Annotated in this window: 13 protein-coding genes and 2 pseudogenes; 8 read left to right on the top strand and 7 right to left on the bottom strand. The window is 42.3% G+C overall.

What is annotated here, in order from left to right; genetic code table 11:
- Together MED222_RS22835 and MED222_RS21675 are read left to right on the top strand one after the other, a co-directional pair.
- A partial coding sequence (locus MED222_RS22835) for a transposase (protein ID WP_009847101.1) occupies window positions 1-537 on the top strand: 537 nt, incomplete at its 5' end.
- Window positions 538-820: 283 nt separating this feature from the next.
- Entirely contained in the window at window positions 821-1930 is a 1110-nt protein-coding gene (locus MED222_RS21675; protein ID WP_009847100.1) for a toll/interleukin-1 receptor domain-containing protein, read from the top strand.
- 336 nt (window positions 1931-2266) lie between these two features.
- On the opposite strand, the gene MED222_RS10765 is transcribed toward MED222_RS21675, so the two are convergent.
- Complete coding sequence (locus MED222_RS10765; RefSeq protein ID WP_009847099.1) at window positions 2267-3289, bottom strand: IS110 family transposase; 1023 nt, start codon at window positions 3287-3289, stop codon at window positions 2267-2269.
- Window positions 3290-3882: 593 nt separating this feature from the next.
- Between MED222_RS10765 and MED222_RS10770 the strand changes: the two genes are divergently transcribed.
- Complete coding sequence (locus MED222_RS10770) at window positions 3883-4593, top strand: hypothetical protein (RefSeq protein ID WP_009847098.1); 711 nt, start codon at window positions 3883-3885, stop codon at window positions 4591-4593.
- A 265-nt stretch (window positions 4594-4858) separates the two neighbouring features.
- Here the strand turns inward: MED222_RS10770 and MED222_RS22665 are convergent.
- The 4 genes and pseudogenes from MED222_RS22665 to MED222_RS10780 form a co-directional block, all read right to left on the bottom strand.
- Window positions 4859-5089 (bottom strand): annotated as a pseudogene (locus MED222_RS22665) (transposase); the annotation flags it as partial.
- 248 nt (window positions 5090-5337) lie between these two features.
- Window positions 5338-5433 (bottom strand): annotated as a pseudogene (locus MED222_RS22660) (integrase); the annotation flags it as partial.
- 103 nt (window positions 5434-5536) lie between these two features.
- Window positions 5537-5827, bottom strand: coding sequence for a type II toxin-antitoxin system RelE/ParE family toxin (locus tag MED222_RS10775; protein ID WP_009847097.1), 291 nt, complete (start codon window positions 5825-5827; stop codon window positions 5537-5539).
- Window positions 5820-6041, bottom strand: a complete 222-nt coding sequence (locus MED222_RS10780) for a TA system antitoxin ParD family protein (RefSeq protein WP_009847096.1) — start codon at window positions 6039-6041, stop codon at window positions 5820-5822. Before MED222_RS10780 ends, MED222_RS10775 begins: the two co-directional genes overlap by 8 nt.
- Window positions 6042-6227: 186 nt before the next feature.
- Here MED222_RS10780 and MED222_RS10785 point away from each other — a divergent pair, with 186 nt between their 5' ends.
- Entirely contained in the window at window positions 6228-6548 is a 321-nt protein-coding gene (locus tag MED222_RS10785) for a hypothetical protein (RefSeq protein ID WP_032555221.1), read from the top strand.
- A 273-nt stretch (window positions 6549-6821) separates the two neighbouring features.
- Window positions 6822-7148 (top strand): hypothetical protein, encoded by a 327-nt coding sequence (locus MED222_RS10790; RefSeq protein WP_009847094.1) that lies wholly within the window; start codon window positions 6822-6824, stop codon window positions 7146-7148.
- 463 nt (window positions 7149-7611) lie between these two features.
- On the opposite strand, the gene rplY is transcribed toward MED222_RS10790, so the two are convergent.
- Window positions 7612-7890 carry a 50S ribosomal protein L25 gene (rplY, locus tag MED222_RS10795; protein WP_009847093.1) on the bottom strand — a complete coding sequence of 93 codons (279 nt, stop codon included), beginning with the start codon at window positions 7888-7890 and terminating at the stop codon, window positions 7612-7614.
- A 369-nt stretch (window positions 7891-8259) separates the two neighbouring features.
- Here rplY and MED222_RS10800 point away from each other — a divergent pair, with 369 nt between their 5' ends.
- The 3 genes from MED222_RS10800 (at window position 8260) to MED222_RS10810 (ending at window position 10876) form a co-directional block, all read left to right on the top strand.
- A complete protein-coding gene (locus MED222_RS10800) occupies window positions 8260-8988 on the top strand; it encodes a glycosyltransferase family 2 protein (protein ID WP_009847092.1) in 729 nt (242 codons plus the stop codon).
- A gap of 14 nt (window positions 8989-9002) precedes the next feature.
- A complete protein-coding gene (locus MED222_RS10805) occupies window positions 9003-10322 on the top strand; it encodes an LssY C-terminal domain-containing protein (protein WP_009847091.1) in 1320 nt (439 codons plus the stop codon).
- Window positions 10323-10495: 173 nt separating this feature from the next.
- Window positions 10496-10876 carry a VOC family protein gene (locus tag MED222_RS10810; protein WP_029224509.1) on the top strand — a complete coding sequence of 127 codons (381 nt, stop codon included), beginning with the start codon at window positions 10496-10498 and terminating at the stop codon, window positions 10874-10876.
- A 115-nt stretch (window positions 10877-10991) separates the two neighbouring features.
- On the opposite strand, the gene MED222_RS10815 is transcribed toward MED222_RS10810, so the two are convergent.
- On the bottom strand, window positions 10992-12338 hold the full coding sequence (locus MED222_RS10815) for an ATP-binding protein (RefSeq protein WP_009847089.1): 1347 nt from the start codon (window positions 12336-12338) through the stop codon (window positions 10992-10994).
- Window positions 12339-12349 lie beyond the last annotated feature (11 nt).

The following is a 12349-nucleotide window of genomic DNA, read 5'->3' as shown; positions in this document are numbered from 1 at the left end:
AAAGCCCTATCCGTTCGCTTTAAGAAAGAGATGTTATGCCGAGTAAGCGAGTTGATAGCAACGCACAGTAATTTATTAGAGGAAGCCGCTAGTAAGAGGTGGGTTGTGTACAGTAAACCTGTACTCCACGAGCCTACAGCGGTAGTGGGTTATCTATCTCGGTATTGCAATCGTATCGGGTTAAATCCCAACCAATTAAGTTATAACGTGGATGGCCGTATCACGATGAGTTACAAAGACTATCGAACCAATGGGACGCAAAGAATGTGTTGTAATGCGGGCGAGTTACTTCGACGCTTACTTTTACATGTGTTGCCTAAAGGGCTAATGCGAATACGCTATTATGGCTTTTTAGCTAATGCGGTACGGGTAAAAGCGATAGCGGAAATTAGGCAAAGCTTACGAAAGCGACCCGCAGAGAAGTCGGAAGTGTCGAAAGAGAAACCGTGTTGTCCGAACTGCCATAGCAACAGCATGGTACTCGTGTGCATCAATATTAGACCTAGGATAGTCGTTTCAGAGCATCGACTGACCTAGTTGTCTGATTGTAATGAATAAAATTATCGTTGTGTTATGGCGAGAGAGGGGCATTGTTCGCTTTTAAAAAGATTATGCAACGGGTATGGTCGCAGTAGATAAATTGGTGGCTAGAAGTGGAAAATGGACGGCTGATGGGGTACCAGTCTTAATGATAAGAGTGGAACGTAAGTCAGTCCTAAAAAGCAAACTCCATAGATAGAAGCGGCCAAGTCCAACAGGTATTTATCCATTGTGCTACGACAACGGATAAATACTTAAGCGTTAAATTTTTTGGTGAAGTATGGCGATAAAAATCACAGAAGAAGAACTGAAATTAAAGTTTGGTGAACACCGAATTTGGCTACAAAGCCAAGGGAAGCAAGGTGTTCAGCTTGATCTAAAGAATAGGTTGCTTACTCAGATGACTTTCAATGGCTGCTCTTTTCGAGGTGCTATTCTTGAGAGGACAGTATTTAGTGGTTGTATGATATCAAATGCGGATTTTTGCTACAGCAAATTGGCTGGAGCCTATTTTATAGGCGCAGATATCTTATTTTCTGATTTCTCTTATGTTGAGGCTTGTTATTCAAATTTTGCTTATGCAAAGGTGAATGGTAGTAAGTTTTATAAATCAAACCTTATGAATGTTAATTTCCAAGTGGCAACATTTGAGAGGTGTGGCTTCATCGAGGCAGATATTCGAAACTCCATCTTTACTCAAGCTAAGTTGATCAATGTTGATTTAAATAATGCTACTTTGGGAAGTACTGATTTCGCAGATACAGATTTGACGACTGCTATAAACCTAGAGTCGATGAATCATATGTCCACATCAATTTTTTCTATAAAGACTATCTCGGACTTTGGCGATAATATGCCGATTAAATTTTTAACAAAAGCAGGTGTAAGTGAAAGCCTGATCGAACGATTTTACGGATTAGAAATGACTAAAGAAGATTATTACTCATGTTTCATTAGCTATGCGACAGCGGATGAGGATAAAGTAAAATCAATATATGACGCACTTTGGTGTGCTGGCGTTAGTTGCTGGTTTGCTCCAGAGAATTTAAGAGCGGGCAAAAAAGTGCATGAACAACTATTTGAAGGAATAGAGGGACATGAGAAACTTGTTATTGTTTTATCCGAAAGTAGTATGAAGTCAGAGTGGGTCAAAACTGAACTGCGTAAAGCTTTCAAACTAGAACAGAAAACAGGTGAAAGAAAACTATTTCCTATTAGTTTAGTGTCTTTTGATACTCTCAGAGACTGGGAATGTTTTGATTCTGATTTTGGCAAAGATTTAGCCGTTGAATTGAGGGAATATTTTATTCCTAGTTTTCATGACGTCAAATCCAATGCTGATTTCTCAAAGGTGATTGAGCGTTTAGTCCTCGACCTAAAAAAAATTTAACAAAGCATTTAAGAGTGATTCCCAACGCATGGCATTTTTCATGTCATCGTTGGGTTTTGTGTTTACGGTGGTCAGGTTGAGTTTCGCGGTCGCGTTGCTCACATATATGGTCTCCCCCAGTTTTGCAAGTCAGCAGTATGATTAAAAGCGCAGGTTAACTTCCATATATACGGCCTGTTGAGCGGCTATTGCCTTGGCCAAGATGAGGAAGTCGAACACGAAGTCCTAATCACCTTATCGACTTTATAAGACAGTGTGAGTATAAGGTTTTCAACGTGTAGGATTTATCCTGTTATTCATCTTACTACGTACTTTGCAAAGGGTTGGTGATCATCATTAGCTTTGTTTTGGTTGATACTCTTCATTTTTAGTTATAACGGCCCACGCTATGCGCATGAGTTTGTTTGCTAAAGCGACAGCGGCTCTGTTTGGTCCTCGTCGCTCTTGGAGTTCAAGCATCCACTTACTGAGATTATCGGATTTAAATTTGGCGCGCCTCAACGCTGCTCTTGCTCCATGAACGAGAAGGGAGCGGATATACGTGTTGCCTCTTTTGGTTATTCCTAGAAGAATGACTTTGTCGCCGCTGGTATCTTGCTTTGGTACAAGCCCCATTGCGGCGGAGGCATCTCTACCGGTTTTGAACTGTTGTCCAGAGCCAAGCCATACTGCAACGGCTTGGCTAGTGAGTGGTCCAAAGCCTGGAATAGACATGAGTCGCTTTGCGTTTTCGAACTGCTTGATGGTTTGGTTAAGTTTCTCGTCGAACCATTTTACTTGTTCGTCGATGTATAAATATCGTTCGTACTGATGGGATAGCAGTTCTCTTAATATACAAGACAGTTGGTTTTCATCGTTCTCGAGTATTTCGGGTATGGCCTTTCTGAAAGCAGCGGCTCCTTTGGGCATAATGATGCCGTATTCAGAGATAAGGCCACGCACTTGATTAACGATACGAGTTCTTTCAGTGACGAGCAGACGTCTCATTCGAATAAGAGATTGGATGTCTTGTTGCTCGACGGATTTATGAGGCACAGGGTGAGGTCTTTTGTAGAGCGCGACTTCGGCAATGGCTTCGGCGTCGTTATAGTCGTTTTTCTGTTTACGCCTTTGAGTTTTCACATGCTGGGGTGCATAGAGTATGACTTCGTGACCGAACTGAGAGAATTCACGAGCCCAGTAGTGTGCGCCGGAACAAGCTTCCATGGCGATAGTACAGGGTGCTTTATTGGCGATGTAACTAAGTAGTTTACTTCGTTGAAGTTTTTTACGGCAAAGGTTCTTCCCTTTATGATTGATTTCAAAAAGAAAGAAGATATTTTTTGCTAAATCGATGCCGATGATTTTATGCTGAGTCATGGTCTTCTCCTTTTACTTCGGACCTGAACACTCCAAGCATGGCTTACAGTCATGTGAAGTAGTAGGGGGAGACCATCTCATCACCTTAACAGGGCGTTAGGTACCAAATTGTAGATTTCTTCAACACTATTGATATTCAACAATACACTGAGGCTTTTGATGCTTATACTCTCTAGCGATGGGTATATGCTGTCTATATGTAATCTAAAAGCCTAAGGAGAATCCAATGGTAAAAACTTGGTCAAGTGAGTCCTCTTCAGATAAGTCTTGTAGCAAATGCGGTTCTATTTACTCTGTAACTATGCATCGCTTTCCAACTCGTGATAATGACACATTCAACTGTCAAGTTTGTGGCAACTTAATGGATTCATGGAATAGTACTACCTGCCCAATGTACGAGTTAAAACTAAGAAAAGAACTTACAGAATAACGCACATCTAGCTAAGTATTTTTGATGGGTTCAAACGCCTTGTATTAGTCGTTTGAATCCACTTTTGCGGTTACGGTGATCACTCTGAATTAAGGTAGGCGTTTTGTCCTCCCCTTACCACGCTGCATGGTTAGTTGATATAAATAGAAAATGTAGGCTTAGAATGAGATTAGATAATAGGGAACTTCACGAGTTACTCACTGAAAAAGGAGTTACTCATTTTCATCACGCAAATACAGTGGCTACCTCAATTACGTTTATTGAGAATGATGGTTTGTTGTCTCGGGGAGATGTTGCGAGTAATGGACTTTTCCAAACTCCTCAAGCTTCTGACGAAGAAGATATCAGATTTGACGTTTGGGGTGATGTGTTCATTGATACTGTGGATCTCCATGGTTTATTTCCAAGACAAAACCTATATGGTCCAGTTTTGTTTAAATTTAACCTTGAGTTTTTGTTAAATGAAGATTTGCATATTTGGGTTACCAAGAATAACCCAATGTTTTGGAATGATAACTTAACGCAAGAGGATAAATATTTTCAAAGTGTGGATGAACTCAGAGAACGATGGGATGAGTTTGATACCCAGAGAAAAATGGTCACAATTAGAAAGCCTCAAAGACCAGTTTTGTTTCAATGTTTAGACGAGATTGTAATTGACAACCCTCAAGTTACAATAAGTGACGATATCAGCCTTAGAAGAGAGTCACAGAATGCGTTGTATCTTGCTACAGAGCAGCACCCTCAGCTAAGAAATTTAATTCGAGTGCGAGAATGCGGGCATTGTTTTTGTACTCAAAATTACCTGAAAGACATACCTGTACCTGAGTTGGCTAGGCTGTTCTTACCTAGAAATCATTCGTACTTTGGCTAAAAGCACCTAACTAATAAGGATTAAGGTGTTGCGTAGCCAACACTAAATCCCAAGTGTTGAACAAGCCCGAAGCCACTTTATTAAGTAAATTGTACGATTGAACTTGAAGGGCACATCGCTTTGAGGCTTTTCTCAAGGCGAGCGAAGTCAAGATAAGGTTGCGATAGCAATCTTATCAACCAGTTAGCTGTTTTTCGTTTCTTTTGTCGTCACATCTCCTCTGATTTCGTCAATGCCATTCTCCTTATTATCCAATGCCTTTCGGCTAGGTGGGTCGGCTTACTCCAACACATGCCATTTCATGTGCACAGCAAGGGCATATTCGTATCGCTTTGCTCCCTATCGGTGCTGTCACTGGCGGCATCATATAGAGTAGGTTCAACAGCAACAGCTGAATACGAACTCTTAAGGCGTGTGCTTGACCACGTAAAAATCCGTAGTCTCTTACTCGCTGTAACCCTTTGGGGAGCACGTGCTGCAAAATGAGCAGCAAGAACTAAGGATTAAGGTGTTGCGCAGCCAACACTAAATCCCAAGTGTTGAATAAGCCCGAAGCCACTTTATTAAGTAAATTGTGTAATTTAGTTTGAAGGGCACATCGCTTTGAGGTTTTTCTCAAGGCGAGCGAGGCCAAGATAAGGTTGCGATAGCAATCTTATTAGCCAGTTAGCTATTTTTCGTTTCTTTCGTCGTCACACCTCCTCTATTTTGGTTGATGCCATTCTCCTTATTATCAAATGCCTTTCGACGAACCGCACGAGAATAGGCATCAATAGTTGGAGGTCGTTTACCTTGCAGTTTAAGGTTAGTAAGGTGTTATTCATAAGGAGAGTTATAGCGTTACAAGAGTATGGATGGTAGCTGTTTTACTCTGCCGCGTAGCGGCTTCGTTCAACAAACGAGTATGGCTCAGACGGGCAAGGATATTTTCGATTACATTGAATCAATATATTTTCTTCATATCTCGATAAAAATTTTCGTGCGAGCCGAGAGCTATTAGTTCGAGAGTTACAGTACCATCTTCATAGCTATAACCGAGCAATGTTAATTGCTTAACCATCTTAAATTTATGCACTCTCAAGAAAAACAGGTCACCTTTCTTCTGCTCACCAAGATGCGGATCTTCCATAAGGGCTCGAATAGCATTATCTAAATCCGTTTTTTGGTTCTTGTGTAATTTCTTGACCGCCTTCTTAAAAGTAGGTGTCTGAAGAATGTTGGTAATCTTAGTCAAAAGAGTAAGCCTCTAATTTACCTGCTTCCTTCTCAGCTTTTGCTATGACTGCTTGCTTTACGAACTCATAAGGTAGATCAGGGTTGTCTTCCATCATTTTCCCGATTTTAGCCCAGTGCTCAATTTGTTTTGGTGTAGTGCGGTTTAGTGCTTTAGCCATTATCGCTGCCTTATCAAAAAGATCTTGGTCAATACGTACACTTGCAGTAGCCATAATATGTCTCCTAATTTAGTTTGTATTTATATTGTAGTAAATCGCCACAGGTGTTGCAAGTTGCGCCATGACAAGCATTTAAGCAGACTGTTACGCTTGTAATTTTATACTTGGATTAGTTTCAGTGATTTCGGTCGTAGGTTTGAGTGTATAGGTAGTGTTGTCAGCGACTCAATTAGGCATTATGTGCTTCAGGCAAATTATCTTATGGAGGCAATAGTGAAAGATCCTGATATCGAGTTTTCAAAATGGAAGCTAGAGAGGAAAAAAGGAAGTCTCAAATTTACTGCTCGTACATCATTTCCAGCAATCTTAGGCGTGATGGTCGGTCGAAGTATTGAGCCGTTGTTTATGTCAGAAACAGCTTGGGGGTGGATACAAACTACCGATGTATTAATGAGTGGTTTCTGGAGCTCGATTGGTGCTATCCCCTTAAGTTATGCAATATGGTTTTGGCGTGAGAAGAAGTATAAGCATCATGTCGCTAATCTTCAGCAACGCAGATAACAAGCATTTAAGGCGGATTCTTATATGTACCTCTGGCCAAATTTTATGCCTGTATTTCTTAGCATCAAGTGAAATCGAAATTACCAGAACAAGGGTATTGGAAGTCGGCTACTAGTTACAGCTATTGAACACTCAGAGCTAACCTTTGCACTCAAATGAAAGAATAGATTTCGTGTTAACAGCGCTCTATTTACTATTGGGTAATCGTGTCGCTTACGTCGTTTATAAGCAGTAATGTTCTACCCTAAGAAGTAACACTTTGTGGAGGTCTGTATGAATATCAAAGAGTCTGATTGGAAAATCTTTTGCGAGATAAAGAGTGAAGCTGCGCAACTGTTTTGTACTCGTCAGCTAGATGAAGCCATCAAAGCGATTACTGATGAATCAGAATCTGTAGGGGAAAGGTTTCACTTTATGTGCGAGTACTCCAAAGAATCTCAAAAGCAAATGAAGCTTATTTTTGATGGCCATTCTCGAAGCCGAGCATTTATCCAACTCATGCAAATGTGCGAGGAAGGTTTGATTGTACCAAAACAATTCGAACGCCTTTCAGAGGAACTCAAAAAAGACATTACGAACGCTCTAGAAAGAAGAGCCTAAGGAAAGTCGGGCAATCAGGCCGCTTGACCCTGTAAATGTACGATAACCTTCCAAGGTAAACTGCTACAACCATCCTAATATTACTCCTCTTTATTCGCTAATTCGGTATCCGAATCCATAATTTTTGGCCAGGGAGGCTGAGTGTTATGTTTTGAAAAGTGAGTGTGTGGAGGCTAGCGAAAAAGCGGTCTAGTCTTTGTGTTAGAAAAACTACTGTATAAGTCCACCTTTCGTCCACCCTTAATTCACCCAAGCAAGACCGGGATAAAGTGGGGAAGAGGAAAGTTGATTATTTTCAGTGTATTGCGCGAGATTTACGATGTTTTTGAGGGCTCAAAAACGGTGAAACCCCGATGTTGGTAGCATCGGGGTTTCGAATTTCTAGATTTCTCGACTGGTAAGATCGATTATCTTTTCTATGCAGAAGGCTTGGAATTATCCAATCTTATTCCTTGGTAGGGAATTAGATACGGATGAAGTCCATGTGCTCAACTTTAGGCTTGAACGCGTGACGTTGAACGTCTTGCGGCTTAACCTTAACTTCTGCGCCGTCAATCACTAGAGTGATTGTTTCGTAGAATTCAGGCTTATCCATTTGGTTGATCACGTCAGCGTGAACAAGTTCGATAGCTACAGCTGCTGCTTCGCCACCGTAGATTACAGCTGGGAATTTACCAGCGTGACGTAGGCGGCGGCTCGCACCTTTACCTAGTTCAGTACGTACTACTGCTTCAAATTTCATAGTTTTACTCTCAAATTAGTAAAAATTAACTTCACACCTCAATGCGACCTTGAGTATGTGGTAAAGCTTAGGCATAAACGAGTTCATGCTTAAGCGAGCGCGGATACTAACATCACATTCAAATCTGAGCAAGTCAGAAGCCCATCTCAAAGTGAATTTCCTTCGATAAATGATTCGTTTGGAGATAAAACGTTCACTAGTGCTTATTTACCCCATTTTATCGTCTTTTACATTGCCTATCTTATCTATTGATAGCGTTGCTAAATCATCAAGTTAATGAACGGAAAATGAATGTTTGCCTAAGACTTGGTTAAGGCTTGGTTGGTTAATCTTAGTGGTAATTAAACAGCAGAATGAATAGGTGAAAATATGGAACCGGTAAGCATTGTCGTAATTACGCTAAACGAAGAGAAACGCATCAGCCGCTTAATGGAAGAGTTGAGTGTGCAAACCCATCAAGAATTTGAGGTGATTGTTGTCGACTCGAACAGTGAAGACAATACAAGAGGGGTGGCACAAGCTTATGAAAGCGCGTTGCCAAAGTTAACGGTTCATCATATGGAAAATCGCGGTGTGAGCCTTGGCAGAAACACAGGCGCTTCATTAGCGCAGTACAACCGAATCCTTTTCTTAGATGCCGACGTGAGTTTGCCCCGAAACTTCCTTGCGAAAGCGCTTTATGAACTAGAGGAGAAGAAGCTTGAAGTGGCGGGTGTGTACATGAGTTCCAAAGGTCTGCCGCTTGTACACAAGTTTGGTTACGGGCTATTTAACGCAGGCTTATTTACTACCCAGTTCTTTTTCCCGACGGCGATTGGCGCCTGTATTTTCTCGACTAAACGAGCGCATGATGAAATCGGCGGTTTCGATGAAGAGATCGTACTGTGTGAAGACTGTGACTATGTAAAACGTGCGAGCAAAACATGGCGATTTAGATTCCTTAATATGACCTTTGGTTTTGACCCACGTCGTTTAGACCAAGATGGTGTTGTAAAGACAGGATCTACTTACCTTAAAGCCAATGTAAGACGCTTTTTTAAAGGCGAAATGCGTAACAACGAGATGAACTACAAGTTCGGTCATTATAAAGAACAGTAAGCACTGAGGTTGTTATGTTTGATGGACTAGGGCTGTTTCTGGGGGCGTTGGGTGATGCTCTCATTGGCCCAAACCTATTTGTACCGGGAGAGCCCTTCTTTATCGCAGCGGGCTTTCAACTGTATTCAGGAGCATGGATGGCGTTGGTTTTGGTGATGCTAGGCGGTTTGCTTGGTGACCAACTCAGTTATTTTATTGGCTATAAATACGGTGCGAAAGCGCAGCGAAGGCTCATTAAGTTTCGTCCTAAAACCAAACGATTAATTGCGCGCTGCCGTTACCTAATTGCTCGCAAAGGCACATACATCATTCTTTTTGCTCGCTTATTAGGGCCTATCGCTTGGGTTGTGCCATTTATAGCGGGCTCACATCGTGTACCGTGGCGTAATTTTAGTGTGTTGGCGTTTATCGGCTTGGCTCTTGGTGGTGGACAGTTCATTGCTTGGGGCATGTTACTGGCGCACGGCGTTGAAAACTTCCCGTGGCTTAATAGCCTTAAGATATTTATCTCTGAGCATAATAGTTTGATCGCCGGTGTGTTCACGGTATTGGTTTTCACCATTATTGGTTATCGAATGAAGTGGCGACGCTTAGTACTTAAGTCGAGTGCGCTGTTGTTGGCGTGGGTATTGTTTGCGAACTACGCCCACTTTTTTTGGAAAGCCGATGACTTTCAGAATCAACCAGAGACGGCTCAAATTGACAAAGTCGACTGGAATTCGGTTACCTATAAAGCGTTTCCTGGCAAATCTTCGTTCTACTCGGCACAAGCGATCAACGTAATTTATGTTGGATCAACCCCAAGAGATTTAATGAAGCAATTAGGCTGGATAGAGAATCAAACGTTCTCTCGAAATGAGATTGAATGGGCTGGTTATCTCGCATTGCTCAGAGACAAAACGCCGCCAGTGTCCGATTTATATTGGAGAGGCAAGCCGCAAGATATGGCGTTTCAATTGCCGGGTAACTTGATGAAGCGTAGCCATATTCGCTGGTGGCGTGCTGGTGTTGATATTAAAACTAACCAGCCTCAGTGGTTAGGCGCAATTAGTTATGATGATGGCCTTAAAGTCACGCCTTACTCAGGCATTGTGACCGTACTTCATAACATTGACCCTAATGTTGATGAAGAGCGAGATAGGCTCGCTAATCAGATACGAACGTCACTGCCAGATATTGATCTAGACAAGTATCCATTGGCTACGGTGGAAGTGATCGATGACGATCATGATTATTATACTGATGGCAGGATCTTGATGATCGGAGTAGCAACTTATCGCGATGATTCACAAGCTTTGGATGTTGCTGTGAACGATATACAGAGTGATATATAAGAGCGACCAACTCGAGCCTTGTTTGAACCCTCCGTCAAACAAGGCTTTGCAATTTCTACTGGACTATATCTATACAAACATAACCCCTCTCATGTAATTCCTCGGCTATAAATTTTTCAACTTTGACTATGCTGATTAAGGGCGAACAAGCAGCGAAAACTGAGGATAACGTTATGCAAATGAATCCGATTGGTTGGTTTGAAATATATGTTGATGACATGTCGAGAGCAAAAACTTTTTATGAATCAGTGTTTAAAGTGACGCTGGATAAGTTAGACAATGAAACCGGAATCGAAGTTGAGATGTGGGTATTTCCTTGCGATATGGGGAACTATGGCGCCACAGGAGCTTTATGTAAGATGTCCGGTGTAAAAGCGGGAGGCAACAGCACCATGGTTTACTTCTCTTGTGAGGATTGTGCCACAGAAGCCAGTTTGGCAGCGGCCAATGGTGGCGCGCTACAAGTACCCAAAATGGACATTGGTGAGCATGGTTTTATCAGTGTAGTGAGTGACACGGAAGGCAATATGATTGGGCTTCACTCGATGAGCTAATCATATTGAAGCGAGAAAAGCTTTGTTAAACCAGAATAAAGTTAAGCCCTAGCGTTGCGCTAGGGCTTATCGTGTTTACCTAGTTTACTTAGTTTATTTAGCGCGTTTAGCTTACTTAACCTTTGCTTAGTTTTAGCACCAGAGAGGCTTTCAATCCGCCCATAGAGCTCTTGCTGAGCGTTAGGCTGCCTCGGTAGCTGTGCGCCATTTCATTCACGATGTTAAGCCCCAAGCCTGTTCCTGGTGTGGTTTCATCAAGTCGAACACCTCGTTTGGTCACTTGCTCAAGCTTCTCTTCAGGAATGCCTTGGCCATCATCTTCAATCACCAATTCAATGTTGCCATCATCGAGTTCATTCGAATGGACTCGGATAATGCTGCTCGCCCATTTGTAACTGTTCTCGAGTAGGTTGCCGACCATTTCATCAAGGTCGGTTTTTTCTACCGCCACTTCAATCTCAGAGTCTAGCTCGTTAATCATGGTGACTTCGTTGGCGGAGTAGACTTTATCAAACGCCATTGAGATAGCTTCAACACGCTCACAAGGTGAAGACTTCACCGAAAGAATGTTCATTGCACCGGCCATGCGTGCTCGGCCAAGGTGATAATCGATTTGGCTTTGAATCTGATTAATGGGTTGTTGCAGCAGTGCCTTGTCATCCTCTGGAAGTCGCTCTATCTCATTTTTCAGAACCGACAGCGGAGTTTTCAACGCATGAGATAAGTTACCCGCGTGGTTACGCGCTCGCTCCAATAACTCTTGATAGTGGAAGAGTAGGGCATTGAGATCAGAAACTAATGGAGAAACCTCTTTCGGGTAGTTGTCGCTTAACCCTTGTTGCTCGCCGTTTCTCAACATCACCAGTTCACGTTGCATCTTACTGAGTGGCAATAGCGACCAACTGACTTGAATACCAATCAACATCAGCACGCCCACAAACAGTAGCATCAGAATCAACCAGACCTGACCTGTAAGTTCGGTCAGTGTGGATTCTAATGGATCTTCATCAATACCTATGGTGATCGTGACAGGATCGTTCAGTTCAGGCAGATAGATATCCTGCTCGATGTAAATAAGCTTTTCTTTCTCAGGCCCTTTGATTGAAGTATGAATCGGCGAACGCTTGATAGTGAGGTCTTTGTCCCATAGCGAGCGAGATCGAATAATCTGGTCTTGAGTAGCGGCTCGCCAATAAATACCACTGTAGGGTTGGTTAAACCTAGGGTCAGACAGACGCTCTGCCATGATGAGGTTACCACTGTCGTTGGTTTCTATGTTGGCGGTTAACTCGTCCATGGTTAGGCTGAGCTGTTGCTTGACGTCATCGACCAAGTAATCGTTAACCAACTTAGGTATTCCGACGCCTGCCGCTAATATCATCGCACCTAGCCAAAAAGCCGCGGCGAGGAGCAAGCGGCTTTTTAGACTGACGTTTTTAAGTGTTCGTTTTTTTAGATTCATACGTTACCAGC

Origin of the sequence: Vibrio sp. MED222, from assembly GCF_000153005.1 — a bacterium.
In the GTDB taxonomy this organism is placed as follows: domain Bacteria; phylum Pseudomonadota; class Gammaproteobacteria; order Enterobacterales; family Vibrionaceae; genus Vibrio; species Vibrio tasmaniensis_A.
This window is presented reverse-complemented; position numbering and strand designations above follow the sequence as displayed.